The following is a 22,594-nucleotide window of genomic DNA, read 5'->3' as shown; positions in this document are numbered from 1 at the left end:
GGCGCCCGGGGAGGTGCCCGGTCCGGGCGAACCTAGGATGACCGCATGTCGCTGCCGCACGCCATCCTCACCGCGCTCCTGGAGAAGCCCAGTTCCGGACTGGAGCTGACCCGGCGGTTCGACAAGTCGATCGGGTACTTCTGGTCGGCCACCCACCAGCAGATCTACCGCGAGCTGGGGCGGCTGGAGGAGGCCGGGCTGATCCGCGCGCTGCCGAGCGAGCAGCCCGTACGCGGCCAGCGCAAGGAGTACGAGGTGCTGGCGGCCGGGAGCGCCGAACTGGCGCGCTGGATCGGGGAGAGCCAGGATCCCAAGCCGATCCGGGATCCGCTGCTGCTGCGGGTGCGGGCGGCCGGGGTCGTCGGGGTGCGGGGGCTGGGGCCGGAGCTGCGGCGCCACCTGGAGCTGCACCGGCGTCAGTTGGCGCAGTACCGGGCCATCGACGAGCGGGACTTCCCGCCGGGCCGGGACGCCGACGAGGACCGGGTGCGGCGGCTCGTGCTGCACGGCGGGCTCGCCCTGGAGACCTTCTGGCTGAGCTGGCTGGAGGAGGCCGTGGCCGAGGTGGACCGGCTGTCCGCGGAGCCCCGCGAGGAGCCCGATGGGCCGGCGGCCGAGCCCGGCGGCCGCGCGGTGGAGCCCGGCGGTCGCTGACGCGCCTGGCCCCGGCAGGTGGGGGCGCAGGCGCGTGCGGTACCGCTGACCGGGACTACTTGTTCAGGGAGACCCAGAACTCGTCGAAGCTCATGCGGCCGTCGCCGTTGGCGTCCTTGCTCGCGACGATCGCGTCCGCGACCGCACCGGTGACGTACGCGTCGCCCATCGCCTTCATGGCCGCGCTGTACTCGTCGGCCGAGACGAAGCCGTCGCCGTCCGCGTCGAAGCGGTCGAACGTCGCCCGCGCGCTCTCGATGTCCGCCATGGATCCACCCCTTCTTGGTGCTTGTTGACCGGCTCAGGGTAGCGGCCCCGGGAGCCGTCTCCCGCCGGGGGGCCCGATCGAGCGGTCGATAGAAATTCGATTACCCCGGAGTAAGGCGGAAGCAACAATTCCAGCCAACAAATCGGACCCCCACTTGTCACGCTCCGGGATCACGGCATAACGTACCGACATTGCCGCCACACCAGGAGCGCAGGGCTCCCAGGGACAAGCGGCAACAAGGGCGTTCACACAGGTGACGATCACAGCTGACGCATCATTCGAAGTTCTGCCCTTCACCCGTACCTGCCGCCACATCTGGGAAGATGGCGACCATGTGCTGATTGGCGTAAGTCCTGGTAACAGCTACTTCACCGCCGAGCGCATCAGCAGCCTCACCCAGTGGGCCACGACCCGCTTCGCGCAGGTCGACTTCGTCTACGCAGACCTCCACGTGGACCGGATGTTCGCCGCCTTCGGTTACACACAGGAGCACGCCGAGAAGCGTGCCGCCAAGGAGATCAAGGCGGTCCGGAGGCGGATCTTGAAGGGCGTCGGGGAATCAGCTCCGCAGGACGCCGAGATCCGGGTGAGGGCACTCTCCGAATTCCAGGGCAACCCGGTGTACGAACTCCTGCACCGGCGCGTGTTGCATTTCCTGGAGACGGACGACGAATTCCGCAAGGGGTGCGAGGAAATGGCACTCCACTTCGTGGGTTCAAAACTCCCCGAGGGCGAATCCATCACCGACGAGCAGTTGCAGGTCTGTTTCGACTACATGGCCGCCGAGCTGCCGTTCTTCCTCGACACCCCGAGCATTCTCGGGGTGCCCTCCTCCGTCGCGGCCTACCACGTCAAGATGCCGCTGACCGATGTCCTCTACGCACGCGGCGGGGGCCTTCGCGCCACCCGCAACCAGGCCTCCGCCGTCGTACGGCCCGAGGTCGTCGCGAGCACCATGCACAGCGCACACACCGCACCAACCGAAGGGACCGTCGATGAGCGTCGAGCAGCTTGAGGGCACGGAGGACACTGCGGTCCTCGACTTCCCCCTCTCCCGGCGCGGCGACGTGCTGCCCGAGGAGTGCACGTGGCTGCGCGAGAAGGCCCCGGTCGCCAAGGTCCGCACCCTCACGGGCGACCCGGCCTGGCTGGTGAGCAGCTACGCGCTGGCCAAGCAGGTGCTGGAGGACGAGCGCTTCAGCCTCAAGGACACCGCGAACGCCGGGGTGCCCCGCCAATACGCGTTGACGATCCCCCCCGAGGTCGTCAACAACATGGGCAACATCAACAGCGCCGGGCTGCGCAACGCCGTCATGAAGGCGCTCAACCCCCGCCAGAAGGGGCTCCAGGACTGGCTCGCCGCCAAGGCGGGCGAACTGATCGACCAGATCGTCGCCGAGGGGGGCCCGGCGGACCTGCGGGCGGGGTTCGCCGACCCCTTCTCCGCGGCGCTGCACTGCCAGGTGCTGGGCGTGCCCTTCGAGGACTGGCGGCGGCTGATGTCGGGGCTGGACGTCGCGTTCATGACCGCGCGCGAGCCCTTCGCCGACTCGGCCCTCAACTGGTACAAGGACGTCGGGTACTTCTCCGACGCGCTGCGGGCGCAGCTGGCGCTGCCGGCCGAGGAGCGTACGGGGCTCCTCGGAAAGTTCGCGGAGCTGAAGGAGGCCGACCCCGAATCGGCGCACCTGACCGACGACATGTTCGCGACGGTGGCCGTCTCGCTCTTCGGCGCGGGCGCGGTCTCCACCTCGGCCTTCCTGGTGCTCGCGATCCTCGCGCTGCTCCAGAAGCCCGAGCTGATCGGCTACCTGCGCGCCCACCCGGAGCGCATGGGCAAGGCCGTGGACGAGCTGCTGCGCTGGAACCTGTCCGTCGGTGACGGGCTGCCGCGCATCGCCCTGGCGGACATCCAGGTCGGGGACGTGCTGATCAAGGAGGGCGAGCTGGTCCTCGTGCTCCTCGAAGGCGCGAACTTCGACCCGGAGGCCTTCGAGCGGCCGGACGAGCTGGACCTGGAGCGCGACGCACCGAACGCGAACCTGGCCTTCGGTGCGGGGCGGCACTTCTGCCCGGCGTCGGCGCTGGGCCGCGCCCACGCCGAGATCGCGCTGTCGGTGCTGGTCGACCGGCTGCCGCAGCTGCGGCTCGCGGTGCCGGCCGAGAACCTGGTGTGGCGCACGGGCTTCATCAAGCGGCTCCCGGAGCGGCTCCCCGTCGCCTGGTAGGGGCGGCCGCCGCACGTGACGGTGGACCGGAGGTCGGCGGACCTCCGGTCCACCGTCACGTGCGGGCGCGTCAGCGGAAGATGCCGGTGTGGCCGAGCGAGTAACGGCCGGGCTGCGGGTAGACGGCGAGGCCGTGCGGGCCGCTGCCCACGGGGATGCGGGCGAGCTGCTCGCCGCTCTTCGTGTCGATCGCGTAGACCTCGGAGTTGTAGCGGCCCGAGAGCCACAGCACCTTTCCGTCGGCGGAGACGCCGCCCATGTCGGGGCTGCCGCCGTCGGGCAGGTCCCACTTCTTGGTCAGCCGGTTCTGCTTGAAGTCGAAGACGGAGATGCTGCCTTCGCCGCGGTTGGAGACGTACATCTCCCGGGAGTCACGGCTCACGTACAGACCGTGGCAGCCCTTTCCGGTGGGCAGCAGCTTGGGGGTGTCGAAGGCATCGCCGCTGAGCACCCACATGCCGTGCGCCATCATGTCCGCGACGTAGAAGGTCTTTCCGTCCGGGGAGACCTTGACGTCCTGCGGCATCGCTCCCTCGAAAGGCAGTTTCTGCTGCCCGACGACCTCCATCTTCTCGGTGTCGACCTTGAGGAGTTCACCGGAGAACTCGCAGGAGACGATGAAGTACCGGCCGTCCGCGGAGAAGTCGGCGTGATTGACGCCGAAACAGGTCACCGGGACGGTTTTCACGCGATCCATGGTGTGCGGGTCGCGGAAGACCAGCTCCTTGTCCATGGAGGCCATGACGATGGCGTACTTGCCGTTCGGCGTGAAGTACAGGTTGTAAGGGTCGTGCACCTCGACGGGCTTGCCCGCCTCGCCGGTGGCGGGGTCGATCGGGGTGAGCGTGTGGCCCCGGTTGTTGTTCACCCACAGGGTCTTCATGTCCCAGGAGGGCACGACGTGCTGCGGCTGGATGCCGACCGGGATGGTCTCGATCACCTTGTACGTCGCCGGGTCGATGACGGACACCGTGTTGGAGCTGGTGTTCGGCACGTAGACCCGGGACGGGAAGTTCTTGACCACGGGCGAGAGCTGGTTCGGCCGGTCGGCCGCGTACACGTCGTCGGGTGCGAGCAGGGGCGGCATTCCGGCCAGCCCCGGCGGCGCGGCCGGAACGGCCTTCACGGGCTTGGCGGGCCCGCCGGAGCCGAGCGCCTCGGGCGTGCCCTTGTCGGCCGCTCCGCAGCCGGCGAGGGCGGCGAGGACCAGTCCGGCCAGCAGCACGGTGGCCTTCCGGGGAAGGCGGTTGGTCGTCATGAGGTCAGCAGCTCCGTGGTGGTCACCGCGCGCAGTTTGCGGCGCGCGAGGTCTTCGAGGAGGGGTGGCAGCGCGTCGACCGTGTCCGCGTAGCCGAAGTGCAGGCTCACCACCGATCCGCCGAGGATCGGCCCGGTGACGTTGCGGATGACGGCCGCGGCGCCGGGTGAGGTGAAGTCGAGGGAGTCCACGTCGTAGGAGAGGACGTGCGGGTAGCCCGCCCGCCCGGCGAGGGTGCGCACCAGCGGGCTGGCGTACTGGGTCTGGGAGGGGCGGAACCAGGTGCCGATGGACCCGGTGAGCCGCTTGAGGCGATCGGCGCACCCGGTGATCTCGGCGTAGGCCTCCGCCTCGGGCAGGGTGTTGATCGCGAGGTGGCGCTGGGTGTGGTTGCCGAGTTCGTGACCTCCGTCCAGGATCCGGCGCGCCATCTCCGGGTGGGCGTCGAGCCAGGCGCCGATGGCGAGTACGGTCACCCGCGCCCCGGCCTTCTCGGCCTCGGCGAGGACCGCGCGGGCGATGGCGGGCTCCCCGTTCCCGTGGAAGGTGAGCGCCACCTTGGGGCTGTCCCGGGCTCCGTGGGCGATCTCGACGGGCTGCCCGGCGAAGCGGCGGGGGGCGGGGGCCCGAGCGGGCGCGGCGGCCCGTCGGGTGGCGGGGGGCGGGGCCGCGGGCGGGGCGGCGGAGCGGCCCGTCCCGCAGGCGGCGGTGAGGGCCCCGGCGGCGACCGCCGCTCCGGCGCGCAGGGCCGTACGACGGTCTGGGTAGCAGAGCACCTGCCCATTTAAGGGGTGGTTGGCCCTGAAGGTAATGATTGACCCAATTCGGGCCGTTGGTACAGGGCGCCCGGCCGACGGGCTGTCCACTATGTGATCAACGATTTACGCAGAGCAGTCAATATTTATTCACTGATTGCGAGGTGAGTGGCCCACCTCACCTAGGATTTAGGTGGAAAGTCTTAGGATATGCACACTTGTGCCCGACTTGGGACTTTTGGCATTTGGGCCCTCATCTGCCATAGTCGGAACCACGGCTTCCCCATTGACCCGAGCGAAGTCGCCGGCCGAGGATCACACCCCCTTCGATCCTCGGCTCACTCATGAAGCCCCCGAAGCGCCGCACTACGGCGACAGGGGGCTTCTGCGTTGCGGGGCTCGGGTTGCGGGGGTCGGGCGGCGGGGCGGCTCAGCGGTCGGACACGCGCATCTCGAACCAGGTGGTCTTGCCCCGGGGTAAGAGGTCGGCGCCCCAGCGGTCCGAGAGCTTGTCGACCAGGAACAGGCCGCGACCGGTGGTGTCCATCTCGTGGACCGGCATCAGGCAGGGCAGACCGCGCGAGGGATCGCGCACCTCGATGCGGATCCAGCCGCGGCGGCGCAGCATCCGCAGCCCGAAGGAACGGGCCCCGGTGTGCCGGACCGCGTTGCCGACCAATTCGGAGACGAGCAGGACGGCGTGCTCGGCGGTCTGCGGGGACAGCCCCCACAGCCGGGCCGCCACGCACTGGGTGAGGCGGCGGGCGATCGCCGCGGACTCGGGGAGCGAGGGCAGGGTCACCTCGCCATCGGCCGGACTGCCGTACAACTCCACTGCTTTCAGGCCCTGTTCGTCCTCCAGGGCCGCCGTCGGTCGCACGGCGGAAGCGCTGCTGCGCTGCCGCGGCTGTTCCACACCCTCCAGGCCCGCCATGCACCCATCATGAAGGGCGAAGCTGCCCCCCGGAGCGGTTCCGCGCGAAAACGCCCCCTCGGAATGCTTCATTCCGGGGGGCGTCCTGTCATATGCCGAAGGCAATCAGAGGGCCATTACACCCCCCTCACCTGCGATGACTCACCGCTGCGAGATCATCACCCACAGTGGATCTCCACGATTCTTTAAGGTTCCCTTAAGCCCTGGCTAATCCACCCGCAGGGAGGACCCTGCGGACGACGCCCGTGCGCTCAGAGGAACTTGGCCTTGCCCGGGCCCTCTTCGACGAAGCTGCGCATGCCGCGCTCGCGGTCCTCGGTCGCGAACAGGCCCGCGAACCAGTTGCGTTCGATGGCCAGCCCGGTGTCGATGTCCGCCTCCAGGCCCGCGTCCACGCACTCCTTGGCGGCGCGCAGGGCGAGCGCCGGCCCCTGGGCGAGCTTCGCGGCCCAGGCGTGCGCCTGCTCGTACACCTCGGCCGCGGGCACCACGCGGTCCACCAGGCCCAGGGCCAGGGCCTCTTCGGCCTTGACCATGCGGCCGGTGAAGATCAGGTCCTTGGCCTTGGAGGGGCCGATCAGCCGGGACAGCCGCTGGGTGCCGCCCGCGCCGGGGATCAGGCCGAGCAGGATCTCGGGCTGGCCGAGCTTGGCGTCGGCGGCAGCGATCCGGTAGTCCGCGCAGAGGGCCAGCTCGCAGCCGCCGCCCAACGCGTAGCCGGTGACGGCCGCGACCACGGGCTTGGGGATCCGCGCGACGGCGGTGAAGGCGTCCTGCAGGGGGCGGGAGCGGGCGACCATGCCCGCGTGGTCCATCCCCTGCATCTCCTTGATGTCGGCGCCTGCCGCGAAGACCTTCTCGCCGCCGTAGAGGATCACAGCGCGGACGTCGGACCGGTCCGTCGCCTCCACCGCCAGCTCGCGCAGCCGGTCCTGGGTGGCGATGTCCAGGGCGTTCATGGGCGGACGGTCCATGCGGATGGTGCCGACGCCTGCCGAGACTTCGAGGGTGATGGTCATACGGGGAAGGTTAGCGGGGGTTAACCGGGAGTGGCCCGGTGCTGTGGGTCACAGCACCGGGCCACCCGGATTCCCGCGCGGCGGAGCCGCTCGTGAGCTGCCCGAGAGCTACTTGATCCACTCCGCCCAGGGCATGTTCCAGCCGTTGAGGCCGTTGTCCGGGGCGATCTCCTTGTCCTTGGAGTTCTTCACGACCACCACGTCGCCGATCAGCGACTCGTTGAAGAACCAGGCGCCGGGCATGTCGTCGTCACCGGCGCCGCGGGCGTCGCGCAGGCCCACGCAGCCGTGACTGACGTTCTCCGAACCGAAGGTGTCGGAGGAGGCCCAGTAGTTGCCGTGCACGAAGGTGCCGGAGTTCGACAGCCGCATCGCGTGCGGGACATCCGATATGTCGTACTCGCCGCCGAAGCCGACGGTGGCGCCGTTCATCCGGGTCACCTTGTACTTCTCGCTGATGACCATCTGCCCGTTGTACGTGGTGTTGGCCGCGGCGCCCGCGGTGATCGGGACGTCCTTGAGGACGGCGTTGTCACGGACCACCTGCATCGTGTGGGCGGCCGCGTCCACGGTGCTCACCTGGGAGCGGCCGACCTTGAAGGTCACGGTGCGGGTCTGCTTGCCGTAGACCCCGGGCCGGCCCTCGACGCCGTCCAGGGCGATCTTGACGGTGACCTTGGTGCCCGCCGCCCAGTACTTCTCGGGGCGGAAGTCGAGCCGGTCGTTGCCGAACCAGTGGCCCTCGACCGGGACCGCGGGCTCGGCGGTCACGGTGATCGCCTTCTCCACGGCCTGCGGGTTGGTGATCCCGCGGCTGAAGTTGATCGACACCGGCATGCCCACGCCGACGGTGTCGCCGTCCTCGGGCACGTAGTGGCCGACGAAGGTGTTCGTCGGGGTGAGCGTGGTGAAGGTGATGTCCTTCGCGGACTCGCGTCCGGAGCCGTCCTTCGCGACCGCGTGCACCTTGTACTCGGTGGCGGAGGCGAGGTTGCGGGCGGGCTCCCAGCTGGCGCCGTCGCCGCCCAGCTTGCCCTCGACCGCGTTGCCCTTCGTATCGGCGACCGTCACCGTGGTGAGCTTGCCGCCGGTGCTGGATATCTTCAGGATGCCGCTCGTCGCGACCTCCTTGGCGCCGTCGTCCGGCTTGATGGTGACCGTCGCCTGGGAGGCTTCGGTACCGCTCTTGCCGTTCGCGACGGCTCCGCCCTTGCCGTTGTCCCCGCCACCCACCTTGGCGTCGGGTGACCCGCCGCTGCACCCGGTGGTGAGCAGCAGGGCCGCTCCGAGCAGCAGGGCCGGCAGCCCCGTGCGGAAGCGGCCGCGGATCGGCTGCAGGTTCACTCTTGTTCTCCCCCATGTCCCCCGCGCGCGGGCAGTCGCGCGCATGGCGAAATGGAATCACACGGGGGGATCACGAACGGAAACGGGTGTGTCACCGTTCCGTCCCAAGAGCCTGTGAACATGCGGAGAACGTGCGGGTGGGGACGGGTGGAACGGGCGGGCGGGCCGCTCAGTCGTCCGTGCCGGGCTTGGTGCCCCAGACGTAGACGGCGTCCCCCTCGGTCAACAGGTCCCACAGCCGGGCCGCGTCGGGAACGGTGAGGTTCACGCACCCGGCCGATCCGCCGTAGTCGTAGAGGTCCCCGCGGTGGCCGTGGACGGCCTGGCCCTCGTCGAAGAACTGCGAGTACGGCATGGGCGAGTTGTCGTAGAGGGAGGAGTAGTGGTCCTCGTCCCGCCAGTACACCTCGTGCCAGCCGGGTCGGGTCTCCTGGGTGTCGCGGCCGGTCCGGATGGGGACCGGGGCGAAGACGACCTTCGCGTCGCGCTGCACCCACAGGAGCTGGCGGTCCATGTCCACGCAGGTGACCCGGTGCGGGCGGACCGGGCAGAGCCCCTGCGCGTTGGGGTCGGGGCGCGCCTGTACGGCGACCATCGTGCGGTAGGTCCCGAGGTCCGCGTACCCGTCGGCGGGCCGCAGCCCCTGGGCCTGCTGGAAGGTCCGCACGGCGGCGCAGTCCGCCGGGCTCTGGATCCCGTCGACGGGACGCTCCAGGTACGCCTCCAGCTCGCGCTGGTAGGGGCCGGTGCGGGAGGTGCAGGGAGCCTCCGGCGCGGACCGGGGCGCTCCGGCCGCCGCCGGTTCCGGGGGCCGCTGCGGTCCCGGGGGCCGGGTCAGGCCGCCCAGGGCCAGTACGGCGGCCAGTGCGGCCGCTCCGCGTATCGCGCCAGTCGCCATGCCCGCCTCCTCGCGCCCGCCGACCGGGCCGCCGCTGCCAGCTAAACCGGCCCCGGCCCGCCCGGCGCGCGCAGGTGCGCCGATGCGGTGACGAGGTCACCCCACCGGCGCACCCGGGAGGCGTGCGGCCCCCGCGGCGGTTCAGCCGCGCGGGCCCTTCGGCTCGCGGCCGCCCTTGCCCTTGCCGTGGTGGTCGCGCTCGTTGGCGAGGCGCTGGATCAGGACGTGGTTCGGGGTCCTCTGGTCCAGGTGCAGCGGTCCGGTCACCCGGTCCTTCGGCAGCAGGTACCCGTCGGGGACGTCCGTCTCCACGAGGTAGTAGTAGCCGTCGGAGAGGTTCGGGAACTCACAGACCCCGCTCCGATCGGTGGCGCAGCCCTGCGAGACCAGCGTGTCGGCGTTGATGCCGCGCCGCTGGAGGCCCTTGGTGTTGTTGGTCTCCTTCCAGACCTCGAACACCGCGCCGCGCAGCGGCCGCTGGGTCTTCTTGTCCACCTTCAGGACCTTGATCTTGCCCTTGGGGTCCTCGGGCTTCTTCTTGTTCGGGACGTTGAGGATGATGCCGTCCTTGACGTCCCCCTCGTCCAGGGCGAACTCCCTGACCGGGTCGGCGGGGGGCTCGTACCCCGCGGGGGTGCCGGTCTCGCGCCAGTAGTACGTGGCGTCGATCGGCAGCTCGACGGTGCAGCTGCCCTGCGCGTCGGTCACGCAGTCACCGGGGAGCTTGGTGTCGGGGCCGGTGCCCGGGCCGCCCGCGGTCTGCAGGCCGCGGACGCCGTTGGTCTCCTTCCACAGCTCGAACCGCGCCCCGCGCAGCGGTACGCCGGTGTCCTTGTCGGTCTTCCACAGCACCACCTTGGCGGTGCCGGGCGGCACCGCTTCCTTCTCGTTGACCGCGACGACGCGGACGCCCTCCTGGGCGTTCTCCGGGGTCAGCCGCACGGTGTGGACCGGGTTCGCGGGCAGCAGGTAGCCGGTCGGGGCGGCCGTCTCGCGCCAGTAGTACGTGCCGAGCGGGCCGGTGAAGTCGCACACTCCGGTGGCCGTGGTCGTGCAGTCCTTGACCTTGGTGTCGGCGTTCATGCCGGTGAACTGGGCGCCCGGCACGCCGTTGGTCTCGTGCCACAGCTCGAACTTCGCTCCGGCCAGGGCCGCGCCCTGCGCGTCGTGCTTGACGACGGAGGTCCTGCCTTCGACCACCGGAGGTGCGCCGCAGTCCGGCAGGTCGCCGTTGAAGGGGTAGGCGTGGAACTCCTGGCCGCCGCCCCCGCCCTGGATGCCGGTGTGGGTGAGGTTGCCGGTGGTGAAGAAGCGGCCGTTCATGCCGGGCAGGGTGACCTCGGTGCCCGAGGCCTGCGGGCCGACCAGCACGCTGCCCTGGAACTGGCCGGTGCCGTTCAGGTGCACCGTGGTGGCGTCGGGGAAGTTCCACAGCAGCCGGCTGCGCAGGACGTTCCACGGGTCGGCGCCCGGGCCGGTGTCGTTGATGGTGCCGTTGGAGATGTTGACGGTCCGGGTCGCGCCGTAGACGTTGACCAGGACCGTGGCCCTCGCCGGGATCCGGGCGAAGGCGATGGTGACCTGCCCGTTGTTGCGCCCGACCAGGTCGGCGTCCACGTCGAAGACCTGGAGCGGCGAGGCGTTGTCGCCGGTGAAGGTGACGGTGCCGAATTCGTTGGTGACCGTGCCGGTGGCCGGGCGGCGCTGCCCGCCGGGGTGCGCGTAGCAGGTGCTGGCGGCGGTGAGCCGGTCGCGCAGCGGGGTGTAGGGGGTCGCGGCGTTCAGGTCGTGGAGCAGCGGGCCGGTGACGGTACCCGCGCCGGGGGCGGTGCCCGCGTGCCGGACCACGCCGCCGTCGGAGATCAGCCGCTCGCCGGCGGCGATGTTCACGTTCCTGCCGGTGGTGAGGAAGTCCGCGCCGACGGGCGGCGGGACGAGGGAGCCGGCGCCGACGATGCCGATGTTGTAGGCGGAGCTGGCCCCGGCCACCTTGTCCTGGTCGAAGCTGCCGAGCACGACGACCCGGCCCTCGGCCTCGGCGGCGCGCTCGCGGACCCGGAAGTCGCCGCCGACGAAGATGTTGATGCCGTTGTCGCGGCCCTTGGGGATGCCGTCGAACCCGATCTGCGGGTACGGGTCGGGGCAGTCCCCCGGTACGCAGGGACCGAGCCCGCCGGGCAGCGGGGCGCGCACCGCCGCCGCCGCGGGGCGCTCGCCCGCGGAGCCGCCGGAGCCGCCGGAGCCACCGGGGCCGCCGGGGCCCGCTGCCAGGGCCGTGGGCGCACCGGTGGCCAGTACGGCCCCGATCGCGACCCCGAGGGTCCACTTCCTTGCTGACATGACGCTCCGTCCGTTGCCTGCCGCGGTCACCGCTGTCGCCGCTGTGTGCGCTGACAGGCTGGACGGCGGCGGCGGCGAGCCGGGCGGACCGACACTCCCCGCTACGACATTCCGGTCCGACAATCACTCGATCGGACCGTGATCGGTCGTCGCGGTTCAGCCGAGTGCGGAGCCCGCGACCCAGTCCGGCCAGGAGAGGTTCCAGCCGCCGAGGCCGTTGTCCGCCGCGACGGTCTTGTCCTGGGAGTTCACGATCTCGACCACGTCCCCGACCAGCGTCCGGTCGAAGAACCAGCCCGCCGGGGTGTCCGAGCCGCCGCCCTTGTCGTCGCGCAGGCCGATGCAGCCGTGGCTGGTGTTCGTGGCGCCGAAGGTGTCGGGGCTGGCCCAGTAGTTCCCGTGCAGGAAGGTGCCGGAGGCGGTGAGCCGCATGGCGTGGGGGACGTCGGGGATGTCGTACTCGCCGCCGAAGCCCACCGTCTGGCCGTTCATCCGGGTCACGTCGAACATCTCGCTGACCACCATCTTGCCGTTGTAGGTGGTGTTCTTGGGCGCCCCGGCGCTGATCGGGATGGTGGACAGCAGCTGGCCGTCGCGGCGGACCTCCATCGTGTGGGCGGCCGCGTCGACGGTGGAGACCTGTCGGCGCCCGACGGTGAAGCGGACGGTCTTGCTCTGCACCCCGTACGAACCGGGCGCCCCCTCGACGTCGCGGAGCTTCATCTCCACGGTGACCTCGGTCCCGGGCTTCCAGTACTCCTTGGGCCGGAAGTCGATCCGCTCGTTGCCGAACCAGTGGCCGGTGACCTCCGCGGCGGGTTCGGAGGTGATGGTGATGGCCCGCTCGACCTCGGCGCGGTTCTTGATCGGCAGGTTGAAGTTGAAGGAGACGATCATGCCGGTGCCGACGGTGGAGCGGTTCTCGGGCTTGAAGTAGCCGATGAACCGCTCCTCGGGGACGTAGGTGGTGAAGCTGGTGTGCCGGGCCTGGCGGCGGTCGTGGCCGTCGACCGCGACGGCGTCCACCGTGTACTTGGCGGCGAGCGCGAGCCGTCCGGCCGCCGCGTCGGGGTGCCAGCTCAGGCCGTCGGGGTCGATCGATCCCGGTACCTGCTCCTCCGTGGCGTCCTCCACCTTGGTGACCACGACCCGCTCCAGGCGGCCCTCGGGCACGTGCACGGTCAGCGGCCCCTCGGCCGGTACCCCCTTGGCGTTGTCCTCGGGGGTGACCCGGATGGCCTCCTGCGGCGACCTGGCCTTCCCGGGGAGCTGGATCTCCACCGGGGACCCGCCGCCCTCGGTGCATCCGGCCAGTGTGCCCATCAGGCCCGCCCACGCCGCCATGGCGGCGACTGCCGCCCGTGCCCGCCTCTTCACATGTCTCACGGTGCGTCCAACGACCGTGCCGTCCAGGGGAAACGTGAGTGCGGCCCAGGTTCCGGGCAGAACAGTGGGAAGGACCAGAGGGGGAGGGGGCCCGGCCGGGACGCCGGAGCCCCCTTCCCTCCCCCGCAGGTACCCAGGAGCCGTGGAGGCGGGCAGTGACGAGCGCAGCCGAGGACGAGGCGGTGGAATCCGTTCCGCACGCCGCGGGCAGGACCGACGCCCGGCGGGGCGGCCGGGGCACCGGGTACGGCAACGGCCAGGTCAGCGGCCCGGTCAGCGGGGTGGTCGCGGATCCGGTACGGGCCGGCGCGCTTCCGGGACCGAGCGTGTGGCCGGGCTCCTCGCACCCCCTGGGGGCCCGCTTCCGGGCCGGCCCGGACGGCACCCGGGGCACCAATTTCGCGCTCTGGGCGCAGGGGGCGGAGTCGGTGGAGCTGTGCCTCTTCGACGAGGGCGGCGCCGAGACCCGGTGCGGGCTGACGGAGCTCACGCACGAGATCTGGCACGGATTCGTGCCGGGCGTACGCCCGGGGCAACGGTACGGCTTCCGGGTGCACGGCCGGTGGGACCCGTGGACGGGGGCCCGCCACAACCCGGCGAAGCTGCTGCTGGACCCGTACGCCCGCGCCGTGGACGGGGACTTCACGCTGCCCCCGGAGGTGTACGGACACGTACGGGACTGGCCGCAGCAGTACATCGCCGACACCGTGCGCGACGACCGGGACTCGGCGCCCTTCGTGCCGAAGGGGGTGGTCGTGCACGACGACGACGACTGGGCGGACGACGTGCGGCCCAAGACGCCGTGGGCGGACTCCGTCATCTACGAGCTGCACGTGCGCGGCTTCACCATGCGCCACCCCGGCGTCCCCGAGGAGCTGCGCGGCACCTACGCGGGCCTCGCCCATCCGGCGGCGATCGAGCACCTGACCCGGCTCGGGGTGACGGCGGTGGAGCTGCTGCCGGTGCACCAGTTCGCGCACGAGGACCACCTGCTGCGTCGGGGGCTGCGCAACTACTGGGGCTACAACTCGGTCGGCTACTTCGCCCCGCACGCCGGCTACTCGGCCTCGGGCACCACCGGTCAGCAGGTCGGCGAGTTCAAGCGGATGGTCCGGGCGCTGCACGCGGCGGGGATCGAGGTGATCCTCGACGTGGTCTACAACCACACGGCGGAGGCGGGCGAGCTGGGGCCGACCCTGTCGCTGCGCGGGATCGACAACCGCGGCTACTACCGGCTGCAGAACGACCAGCGGCGCTACGCCGACTACACCGGCTGCGGCAACACCCTGCACGCCGGGCGCCCGCACGTGCTGCGGCTGATCACCGACTCGCTGCGGTACTGGGTGACGGAGATGGGGGTGGACGGCTTCCGCTTCGACCTGGCGGCCGCGCTGGCCCGCTCCATGCACGACGTGGACATGCTCTCGCCGTTCCTGGCGGTGATCGCGCAGGACCCGGTGCTGCGGCGGGTCAAGCTGATCGCGGAGCCGTGGGACGTGGGATCGGGGGGCTACCAGGTCGGCGCGTTCCCGCCGCTGTGGACCGAGTGGAACGACCGGTACCGGGACGCGGTCCGCGACTTCTGGCGGGGCGCGCTGCCCGATGTGCGGGACCTGGGCTACCGCTTGTCGGGGTCCAGCGACCTCTACGCGTGGGGCGGGCGGCGCCCGTACGCCTCGGTGAACTTCGTGACCGCGCACGACGGCTTCACCCTGCGCGACCTGGTCTCCTACGAGCGCAAGCACAACGAGGCGAACGGCGAGGGGGGCCGCGACGGGACCAACGACAACCGGTCGTGGAACGGCGGCGTGGAGGGGGAGCCGCCCGAGGGCACGGACCCGCGGATCGCGGCGCTGCGCCGGCGCCAGCTGCGGAACCTCCTGACCACGCTGCTGTTGTCGACGGGGGTGCCGATGCTGGTGGCGGGCGACGAGTTCGGCCGGACCCAGGGCGGCAACAACAACGCGTACTGCCAGGACAACGAGACGGGCTGGGTGGACTGGTCGCTGCTGGAGGACCCGGCCTGGCGGGAGCTGTTCGCGCTGACCGCCCGGCTGGTGCGGCTGCGCCAGGAGCACCCGGTGCTGCGGCGGCGGGCGTTCTTCTCGGGGCGGGCCCAGGGCGCGGACGGGCTGCGGGACCTGGCGTGGTTCGCCCCGGACGGCGCCGAGATGACCGAGCGGGACTGGTACGCGCCCACGGCCGCGCTGGGCCTGTACCTGTCCGGGCGCGACATCCCCGGGCGCGACGAGCGGGGCCGGCCGGTGACGGACGACAGCTTCCTGGCGTTGCTGCACGCCGGGGACCGGCCGGTGTCGTGGACGCTGCCGGGGGCGCCGTGGGCCGCGGAGTACGAGGTGGTGCTGGACACCTCGCGGGAGGACCAGGAGGCGGCTCCCGGGGTGCGGCACCGGGGCGGTCGGTCGATGACGGTCCCGGCGCGGTCGGTGGTGCTGCTGCGGGTGGTGTCCTGAGGCGCGCGGTGGCCGGGGGCGCGCCTCGGCCGGTCCTTTCGGGCAACGGCGGCGGGCGCCGCGGATCTCCCTGCGATGATGTGCCGTCGTACACGCGTGCCCCTGCGCGCGCGTGTCAACGGGGGCGTCGGGGCATCGTGAGGTCGAAGGGGCTGTGTGCGGATGGCGAGTGTGGGGACCGCGCTGCGGGAGTTGCGCGGGGCGCAGAAGTCGGCGAAGGGGGTGTCCCTGTACTCGCGCTACGTGAACCGGCCGGCCGGCCGGTACCTGGCCGCCGGCTCGTACGGGGTGGGACTGAGCCCGAACCAGGTGACGTTGATCAGCGCCGCCTTCAGCTTCGCCGCCGTCGCGGCGGTGGCGCTGAGCGAGCCTTCGTGGGCGCTGGGGATCGCGGTGTGGGCGGCGCTGGCCGTCGGCTTCGCCTTCGACTCGGCGGACGGGCAGCTCGCGCGGCTGCGCGGCGGTGGCAGCGCGGCGGGCGAGTGGCTCGACCACGTGGTGGACTGCGCGAAGCTGACCGCGCTGCACACCTGCGTGTTGATCGCCTTCTACCGCTTCCCCGAGGCCTACGGGACCACCGGGGACGGGTGGCTCCTGGTGCCGCTGGGCTTCCAGTTCGCGGCGGTGGTGACCTTCTTCGGCGGGCTGCTGACCGAGAAGCTCAAGCCCAGGCCCGCTCCGGGGAGCCCCGCCGCCGCACCCTCCACCCTGCGCGCGATCGCGCTGCTGCCGGTGGACTACGGCGTGTTCTGCCTGGTGTTCCTGCTGCTGGGCGGCGGGGAGCTCTTCCGGTGGGCGTACACGGGTCTCGGCGCGGTGGCCGCGCTGTTCCTGTTGGCGTTCCTCGCGAAGTGGTTCCGCGAGCTCAGCGCAGTTCGGCGCTGAGCGGGGCCGCCGGGGCGGCCAGCGCGTCCAGGGCCCGGCGCAGCTGGGTGCTGGACGTGTGCACGGTGTAGGGGAAGTAGACGACGTCGACGCCGACGGCGGCGAAGTCCTGTTCCAGGCGCTGCCCCTTGGGCGTGCCGCGCCAGTCGTCGCCCTTGAAGATGACGTCGAAGCGGACCTGCTTCCAGGTCTCGACCTTGTCCGGAACCGTCTCCACGAAGGCGGCGTCGACGTACTTGACGCTACGGACGATTTCCAGCCGCTCGACGAGCGGGATCATCGGGCGGCGACCCTTGGCCAGTTCTGCCATCTCGTCGGAGACCACTCCTGCGACCAGGTAGTCGCACTGACTACGGGCGTGCCGCAGGATGTTGAGGTGCCCGATGTGGAACAGGTCGTAGGCGCCCGGCGCGTAGCCGACCCGATACGGCCTGCGCGCGGGCGCGCCAAGTCCGGACATGTCCAGCTCCGTCATCTGTTACCCCCCAGGAGCCGCACCCCCCGGCGCGGCGGATTAGCAGACAATAGCGTGCACGTCCTCCGCCGTGCGGGTGAACGATTAGGGTGTGCAGCGCATCAACGTGGGGGGAAGGGAACGTTCAGTGTCCATATCCGGTCACCGGCGCCTGCTGCTGGTTTCCACCAATTACGCTCCCGAGCACGCGGGCATAGGCCCGTACGCCACACAAATAGCGGAACATTGGGCGAATTCCGGCCACGACGCCCATGTCTTCACGGGCATGCCCCACTACCCCTCCTGGTCCCTCGAACCGGAGTACAAGGGGGCGTTGCGGCGCACCGAGGAGCGCTCCGGGGTCACCGTGCACCGGCGTGCGCACACCGTCCCCGCGCGCCAGACCGCCGTCAAGCGCGCCCTTTTTGAAGGATCGATTCTGCTGCACGGCGCCGTGGCCCCGCCGCGGATGCCGAAGCCGGACGCGATCCTCGCCCAGATGCCCAGCCTGGCCGGCGGCGTGCTCGCGGCCCGCCTCGCGGCGCGCTGGAAGGTCCCCTTCGTTCCCGTCGTCCAGGACCTGATGGGCGCCGCCGCCGCGCAGAGCGGGATCAGCGGCGGCGACAAGGCGGCCGTGGTCGCCGCCCGCGCCGAGGCGTACGCCCTCAAGCGGGCCACCCTGGTCGGCGTCATCCACGAGACCTTCGTGGACCGGGTCGTGGGCATGGGCGTGGACCCGAGGAAGATCCGCCTGGTCCCCAACTGGTCGCACGTGCCCGCGCCCACCAAGCCGCGCGCCGAGACCCGCCGCCACCTGGGCTGGGCCCCCGGCCAGACCGTGGTGCTGCACTCCGGGAACATGGGCCTCAAGCAGGGCCTCGAAGTCCTCGTCGGCGCGGCCCGCCTGGACCCGCGCGTCCGCTTCGTCCTCATGGGCGACGGCAGCCAGCGCGGCGCCCTGGCCGGCCTGTCGGCGGACGTACCGAACCTGGACATCATCCCCCCTGCCGCCGACGGCGAGTTCCCCGATATCCTCGCGGCGGCGGACGTGCTGACGGTGACGCAGCACGCGGCCGTCCTCGACATGAGCGTGCCCTCCAAGCTCACCTCCTACTTCGCCGCCGGCCGACCCGTCGTCGCCTCGGTGGCGGCGGAAGGCGGCACCGCCCAGGAGGTGGAGCGCTCGGGAGCCGGCGTGCTCGTCGCCCCGGAGGACCCGGGCGCGCTGCTGGACGCCGTGCGCGCGCTGGCCGAGGATCCGCACGGGGCGGACGCGCTGGGCGCGGCCGGTCCGCGCCACGTGGCGGCTCACCTGAGCCGTGCGGCGGGCCTCGCCCGCATCGACGCACTGATGGACGAAGCACTTGGGGGTCCCCGGCCGTGATCGAGACGAACCGTCCGGCAGCGGTCCCGGTCGAGGACGAACCCGACCTCCTCAGGGACCAGTTCCGCCAGCTGACCCGCTACCGCAGGCTCATCGGCGCGGGCATCGGGATCGGCCTGCTGGGCGGTGTGTACCTCGGCATATCGACGTCCGACACCTACGTCGCCACCGCCGACGTGGTGCTGCGCACGCCCACCGACGACCCGTTCAACCCGAGCATCGCCCCCGACAAGGCGATCAACATCGGCTCCGAACGGCAGGTCGCGCTCAGCAGTTCCATCGCGGGCGAGGCCGCGAAGAAGCTCGGCATCGACGACTCCGGCCTCGCCGCACTGCGCTCCGGACTCCAGGTCACCAACCCGCCGCAGACCATGGTGCTGCGCTTCACCTACACCTCCGGCTCCCCCGCACAGGCCGCCAAGCGCGCCAACGCGATGACGGAGGCGTACCTGCTCAAGCGGCGCGACGCCCTCGACGTCACCCGCGACGCCATGGTCAAGAGCTACAAGGACCAGCGCGACCCGGTGGCCAAGCAGCTCGACGACCTGGTCAAGCAGATCGCCCAGATGCCCGCCGGCAGCGCGCGCGACGCCGCGTACTCCTCCCGGACCGACCTGCAGAGCAAGGTGGGCCAGCTCAACGGGAACATCGCCAAGCTCGACGCGCTCGACATGACCCCGGGCCGGGTCACCAGCGCGGCCACCGTGCCCACACAGCCCGACGGCCCCGGCATCGTCATGTCGCTCGCGCTCGGCGCGGCCGTCGGCCTCGCGCTCGGCCTGCTGGCCGCCTGGGTCCGCCTGGTCTTCGACCCCTCCCCGCGCTCCGACGGCGATGTCTCGCGCGCCCTGCGCGCGCCCGTGCTCGGCACCCTGCCCCGCGACAAGACGGGCGGCGGCCCGCTGCTCGCCGCCGGCGAGGCCGATCCGCGGCTCGCGGAGGAGTACCGGTCGGTGGCCTTCCGGCTCGCCTACGACTCCCGGTTCGCCGACCGCCGGCGCCTGCTCGTGGTCGCCCCGCGCGGCAGCAGCGAGACGGCCGCCGCGGTGGCCGTGAACCTCGCCGCCTCCTTCGCCGAGACCGGCAAGGACGTGCTCCTCATCGAGGCGGACCTGCGGACGCCGCTGCTCGCCAGCCAGCTGCCCACCGACGCGGGCGGGCGGCCCCGTTGGAGCCAGACGCCGGGCGGGCCCGCCCAGGGCGGCCAGCCCGGGCAGGGCGACTCCGACTGGCCCGACGGGCGCCAGCTCGTCGTGGACGCAGGTGAGTCGGGCGCCTTCGACCTGATCCCCGGCGAGCGGGTGCGCAACGTCGCCCGCGCGCTCACCACCCCGCGCGCGACCCGGTTGATCTCCGAGGCCGACTCCCCGAACTCCACCGTGGTCGTGCTGGCCCCGCCCGTCCTCTCCTACGCCGACGCGCTCGCCCTCGTCGACCGGGTCGACGGCGTCCTGGTGGTCTGCGACCCGCGTGCCGTGCACCGGAGCGACCTGTCCCGGATCCGCGAACTGATCAGCGGCGCGGGCGGCACCGTACTGGGCGCGGTCCTGCACGGACCGCTGCCGGGCGAGAAGCGCGGCCGGTCCGCGTCGCGCACGAAGAAGGCGGCCGCCGCGCCCGCGCCCGCCCCCGCGGCCACCCCCGCGGTCGACCCCACGACCGCCGGCGAATCGCCCGAGCCGGAGCCGCAGATCCCCGGCGACGGCAGCGACACGGTCGCCCTGCGCACGGTCCGCACGGGACGCAGATGAGCCGGCGCGGCCTCGCCGCCCTCTCCTCGGTCCTGGACCAGGCCGCGTCCAGCGCCACCAACATCCTGGTCCTGGTGCTGGCCGCGCGGCTGTCCTCGGCCGCCGGCTTCGCCGCGTTCTCGATGGTCTACGTGACCTTCAGCGTGCTGCTCGGCCTGAACATGGCGTACGTCGGCCAGAGCGTGGTCCTGGAGCACGGGGAACGGCGGGCCGTGGTCTGCCGCTCGGCGGTGGCCTTCACCGGCTCCGCCTCGGTGCTCGTGGGGGCCGCGCTGGCCCTCGTCGGTCTCGGCCTGCCGGGGCCGGCGGGCGGGGCGTTCCTCGCGCTCGGGGTGGTGTTGCCGCTGGTCCTGGTCCAGGACGGGCTGCGGTACTGCTTCTCGGCCCTGCGCACGCCCGAACGGGCCCTGGCCGCGGACGCGCTGCGCCTGGTGTGCGTGGTGGCCGCGCTGCTGCTCCAACCGTCGGGGGCCTCCCCCGGCCGGCTGGTGCTCGTATGGGGGGTCTCGGCGCTGCCCGCGCTCGCGCTCGGGCTGTACCTGCTGCGTCCGTACGTCCGGGGCGCGCGCGCCGACCTGCGCCCGTACCTGCGCCGGGGGCACCTCGGGCAGCGGTTCGTGGTCGAGTTCGCGGTGGGCAACGGCTCCAGCCAGCTCGCCGTGCTCGGGCTCGGTGTCTTCGCTACCCCGCTCGCGGTGGGCGCGCTGCGGGGTGCGACGACCCTCTTCGGGCCGCTGAACGTGCTGTTCAACTCGGCCAACGCCTTCGGGCCGCCGATGCTGGGGCGGCGCGGGGCAAAGGGGGCGGTGGTCCGTACGACGGCCGCGCTCGGCCTGGTCCTGGCCGTACTGGGCGCCGGCTGGGCGGCCGCGCTGTACCTGCTGCCCGACCGGCTGGGGCGCCAGCTGCTCGGCGACACCTGGGGTTCGGCGGCGGCGCTGCTCCCGGCGACCGGGGCGCAGTACGCGGCGATGGGGCTGGGGACCTGCGCCCTGCTGACCCTGCGGGTGCTCGCGCCCAAGGCGACGCTCGCCGTGCAGGTGGTCTTCTCGGTGGTGTCCGTGGCGCTGCTGCTCGCGGGCTACGTGCTGTGGGGGGCGCAGGGCGCCGCCTGGGGCCTGGCGGCCGGCTCGGCCCTCAAAGCCGCGGCCGCCTGGACCCGCGTCTCCCGCCTCTCCCCCCTCCCCTCCGGGGGCGCCTCGATCGCCGGCGAGGCCGAACCGTCCCCCTCCAGCCCGAGCAGCACCTAGGCCGTCTCTTTCGGATCTTGCCGGTCGAGCCCGAAGAGACGGCCTACGAGTGCTCTGACCGCATTGGTCTCGCCGGGCTGGAGCGGTGCTTGCCTTGCGTCTACATCAACTCCTACGGACTGCCCCCGGCCGTCCGCGATGCGGTCGACCTGGGCACAGCGCACCTGGTGGAAGTACCGGAGCCGTAAGGGACCGGGTCAGGCTGCGTACTGGTGTGCCGGGTAGGTGAGGTAGCCGGTGTCGCCGCCCTGGAAGTACGTGGTCTCGTCGGCGGGGGCCAGGGGGTGCCCGCGTCGCAGTCGTTCGACCAGGTCGGGGTTGGCCAGGAAGGCACGGCCGAAGCTGATGAGGTCGGCGCCCAGGTCGAGCCAGTGGTCTGCGTCTTCCCGACCGGTCTGCTTCGGGCCCATCGGGTACACCGGGTTCATCACGAGGGTGCCCGGCCATGCCCGGCGCAGTGCGACGAGCGTGTCTTCGTCGGTGGTGGCTTCGAGGTGCACGTAGGCCAGCCCCAGCGGTGCGAGTTCGCTCAGCAGCGCGGTGTAGAGGTCGCGGACCTCGGCCTCCCGAACTCCCCAGAAGGTCCCTCCCGGTGAGAGCCGGATGCCGGTCCGCTCGCCGCCGACGGCCTCGGCGGTGGCGGTGGCGGCCTCGACGGCGAACCTGATGCGGTGGTCGACGGACCCTCCGTAGCGGTCGGTGCGCAGGTTGGCGTTGGACGACAGGAACTGTGAGATCAGGTAGCCGTTGGCGCCGTGCAGTTCCACTCCGTCGAAGCCGGCCTTCACGGCGCGCCGGGCGGCCTCGGCGTAGGAGAGGGCGTGTTCGGGAACTTCGGCGGTGTCCAGGGCGCGCGGCATCGGGGCGGGTTGCGGCCCGGTAGGGGTGAACACGTCGCCGACGGCGGCTACGGCGGAGGGCCCGACGGGCTGCAGGCCGGTGGTGTCGGGGTGCGAGACTCGTCCGCCGTGCATGATCTGGGCGAAGATCCGTCCCCCGCTGGTGTGGACCGCGGCTGTCACAGAGCGCCAGGACTCGACCTGCTCGTCGGTGTGCAGTCCGGGAGTGCCCGGGTTCGACTGCCCGATCAGGCTCGGTTGCACCCCTTCGCTCACGATCAGCCCGGCGCTGGCCCGCTGGGCGTAGTAGGCCGCCATCGACGGGGTCGCAAGACCGCCCTCGGCGGCCCGGACCCGGGTCATCGGTGCCATCACCATGCGGTTGGGCAGCGTGAGGCCGCCCAGTTCGTAGCTGCTGAAGAGACTCGTCATCAGGACTCCTTCGTAGCTGTTGCTGTGTCCGCGCTTTCGGC

The 22,594-nt window shown here is 71.8% G+C and carries 19 protein-coding genes; 8 read left to right on the top strand and 11 right to left on the bottom strand.

Annotated elements, in window-relative coordinates:
* Positions 1 to 45: 45 nt before the first annotated feature.
* A complete protein-coding gene (locus ACIBEA_RS20815; RefSeq protein WP_399262902.1) occupies positions 46 to 654 on the top strand; it encodes a PadR family transcriptional regulator in 609 nt (202 codons plus the stop codon).
* A gap of 55 nt (positions 655 to 709) precedes the next feature.
* On the opposite strand, the gene ACIBEA_RS20810 is transcribed toward ACIBEA_RS20815, so the two are convergent.
* Complete coding sequence (locus ACIBEA_RS20810) at positions 710 to 922, bottom strand: EF-hand domain-containing protein (RefSeq protein WP_399262900.1); 213 nt, start codon at positions 920 to 922, stop codon at positions 710 to 712.
* Positions 923 to 1,175: 253 nt separating this feature from the next.
* On the opposite strand from ACIBEA_RS20810, the gene ACIBEA_RS20805 reads away from it, so the two are divergent.
* Together ACIBEA_RS20805 and ACIBEA_RS20800 are read left to right on the top strand one after the other, a co-directional pair.
* Positions 1,176 to 1,937, top strand: a complete 762-nt coding sequence (locus tag ACIBEA_RS20805; protein ID WP_399262899.1) for a tRNA-dependent cyclodipeptide synthase — start codon at positions 1,176 to 1,178, stop codon at positions 1,935 to 1,937.
* The gene (locus ACIBEA_RS20800) at positions 1,918 to 3,150 is read left to right on the top strand and encodes a cytochrome P450 (RefSeq protein WP_399262897.1); all 1,233 of its coding nucleotides are present in this window, start codon (positions 1,918 to 1,920) and stop codon (positions 3,148 to 3,150) included. The genes ACIBEA_RS20805 and ACIBEA_RS20800 overlap by 20 nt, the downstream gene beginning before the upstream one ends.
* Before the next feature lie 70 nt (positions 3,151 to 3,220).
* Here the strand turns inward: ACIBEA_RS20800 and ACIBEA_RS20795 are convergent, their stop codons facing one another.
* From ACIBEA_RS20795 to ACIBEA_RS20760, 8 genes are all read right to left on the bottom strand, one after another.
* On the bottom strand, positions 3,221 to 4,408 hold the full coding sequence (locus tag ACIBEA_RS20795; RefSeq protein ID WP_399262895.1) for a YncE family protein: 1,188 nt from the start codon (positions 4,406 to 4,408) through the stop codon (positions 3,221 to 3,223).
* The gene (locus tag ACIBEA_RS20790; RefSeq protein ID WP_399262893.1) at positions 4,405 to 5,184 is read right to left on the bottom strand and encodes a polysaccharide deacetylase family protein; all 780 of its coding nucleotides are present in this window, start codon (positions 5,182 to 5,184) and stop codon (positions 4,405 to 4,407) included. Before ACIBEA_RS20790 ends, ACIBEA_RS20795 begins: the two co-directional genes overlap by 4 nt.
* 409 nt (positions 5,185 to 5,593) lie before the next feature.
* On the bottom strand, positions 5,594 to 6,097 hold the full coding sequence (locus tag ACIBEA_RS20785; protein WP_399262891.1) for an ATP-binding protein: 504 nt from the start codon (positions 6,095 to 6,097) through the stop codon (positions 5,594 to 5,596).
* 251 nt (positions 6,098 to 6,348) lie between these two features.
* Positions 6,349 to 7,116, bottom strand: coding sequence for an enoyl-CoA hydratase/isomerase family protein (locus tag ACIBEA_RS20780; protein WP_399262889.1), 768 nt, complete (start codon positions 7,114 to 7,116; stop codon positions 6,349 to 6,351).
* A gap of 108 nt (positions 7,117 to 7,224) precedes the next feature.
* Entirely contained in the window at positions 7,225 to 8,460 is a 1,236-nt protein-coding gene (locus ACIBEA_RS20775) for an Ig-like domain-containing protein (protein ID WP_399262887.1), read from the bottom strand.
* A 169-nt stretch (positions 8,461 to 8,629) separates the two neighbouring features.
* Positions 8,630 to 9,358 carry a L,D-transpeptidase family protein gene (locus ACIBEA_RS20770; RefSeq protein ID WP_399262885.1) on the bottom strand — a complete coding sequence of 243 codons (729 nt, stop codon included), beginning with the start codon at positions 9,356 to 9,358 and terminating at the stop codon, positions 8,630 to 8,632.
* A 141-nt stretch (positions 9,359 to 9,499) separates the two neighbouring features.
* Positions 9,500 to 11,698, bottom strand: coding sequence for a choice-of-anchor A family protein (locus tag ACIBEA_RS20765; protein ID WP_399262883.1), 2,199 nt, complete (start codon positions 11,696 to 11,698; stop codon positions 9,500 to 9,502).
* Positions 11,699 to 11,854: 156 nt separating this feature from the next.
* Positions 11,855 to 13,084 (bottom strand): Ig-like domain-containing protein, encoded by a 1,230-nt coding sequence (locus tag ACIBEA_RS20760; RefSeq protein WP_399262881.1) that lies wholly within the window; start codon positions 13,082 to 13,084, stop codon positions 11,855 to 11,857.
* 155 nt (positions 13,085 to 13,239) lie between these two features.
* On the opposite strand from ACIBEA_RS20760, the gene glgX reads away from it, so the two are divergent.
* On the top strand, positions 13,240 to 15,558 hold the full coding sequence (gene glgX, locus ACIBEA_RS20755; protein WP_399262879.1) for a glycogen debranching protein GlgX: 2,319 nt from the start codon (positions 13,240 to 13,242) through the stop codon (positions 15,556 to 15,558).
* A 162-nt stretch (positions 15,559 to 15,720) separates the two neighbouring features.
* Positions 15,721 to 16,443: a CDP-alcohol phosphatidyltransferase family protein gene (locus ACIBEA_RS20750; RefSeq protein WP_399262877.1), complete on the top strand. Its 723-nt coding sequence runs from the start codon at positions 15,721 to 15,723 to the stop codon at positions 16,441 to 16,443.
* On the opposite strand, the gene ACIBEA_RS20745 is transcribed toward ACIBEA_RS20750, so the two are convergent.
* A complete protein-coding gene (locus tag ACIBEA_RS20745) occupies positions 16,424 to 16,903 on the bottom strand; it encodes an adenylyltransferase/cytidyltransferase family protein (protein ID WP_385774401.1) in 480 nt (159 codons plus the stop codon). The two genes, ACIBEA_RS20750 and ACIBEA_RS20745, sit on opposite strands and share 20 nt — an antisense overlap.
* A 172-nt stretch (positions 16,904 to 17,075) precedes the next feature.
* Between ACIBEA_RS20745 and ACIBEA_RS20740 the strand changes: the two genes are divergently transcribed.
* From ACIBEA_RS20740 to ACIBEA_RS20730, 3 genes are read left to right on the top strand one after another with little or no spacing between them, the layout of a single operon-like run.
* On the top strand, positions 17,076 to 18,281 hold the full coding sequence (locus ACIBEA_RS20740) for a glycosyltransferase family 4 protein (protein WP_399262999.1): 1,206 nt from the start codon (positions 17,076 to 17,078) through the stop codon (positions 18,279 to 18,281).
* Positions 18,278 to 20,032 (top strand): lipopolysaccharide biosynthesis protein, encoded by a 1,755-nt coding sequence (locus tag ACIBEA_RS20735; protein ID WP_399262875.1) that lies wholly within the window; start codon positions 18,278 to 18,280, stop codon positions 20,030 to 20,032. Before ACIBEA_RS20740 ends, ACIBEA_RS20735 begins: the two co-directional genes overlap by 4 nt.
* On the top strand, positions 20,029 to 21,282 hold the full coding sequence (locus ACIBEA_RS20730) for a hypothetical protein (protein ID WP_399262873.1): 1,254 nt from the start codon (positions 20,029 to 20,031) through the stop codon (positions 21,280 to 21,282). The genes ACIBEA_RS20735 and ACIBEA_RS20730 overlap by 4 nt, the downstream gene beginning before the upstream one ends.
* A 197-nt stretch (positions 21,283 to 21,479) precedes the next feature.
* On the opposite strand, the gene ACIBEA_RS20725 is transcribed toward ACIBEA_RS20730, so the two are convergent.
* On the bottom strand, positions 21,480 to 22,553 hold the full coding sequence (locus ACIBEA_RS20725; protein ID WP_399262871.1) for an alkene reductase: 1,074 nt from the start codon (positions 22,551 to 22,553) through the stop codon (positions 21,480 to 21,482).
* Positions 22,554 to 22,594: the final 41 nt, after the last annotated feature.

Origin of the sequence: Streptomyces sp. NPDC051555 (assembly GCF_044454405.1) — a bacterium.
In the GTDB taxonomy this organism is placed as follows: domain Bacteria; phylum Actinomycetota; class Actinomycetes; order Streptomycetales; family Streptomycetaceae; genus Streptomyces.
Note: the sequence above shows the minus strand (reverse complement) of the source record. Positions and strands in the feature narration are given on the sequence as shown.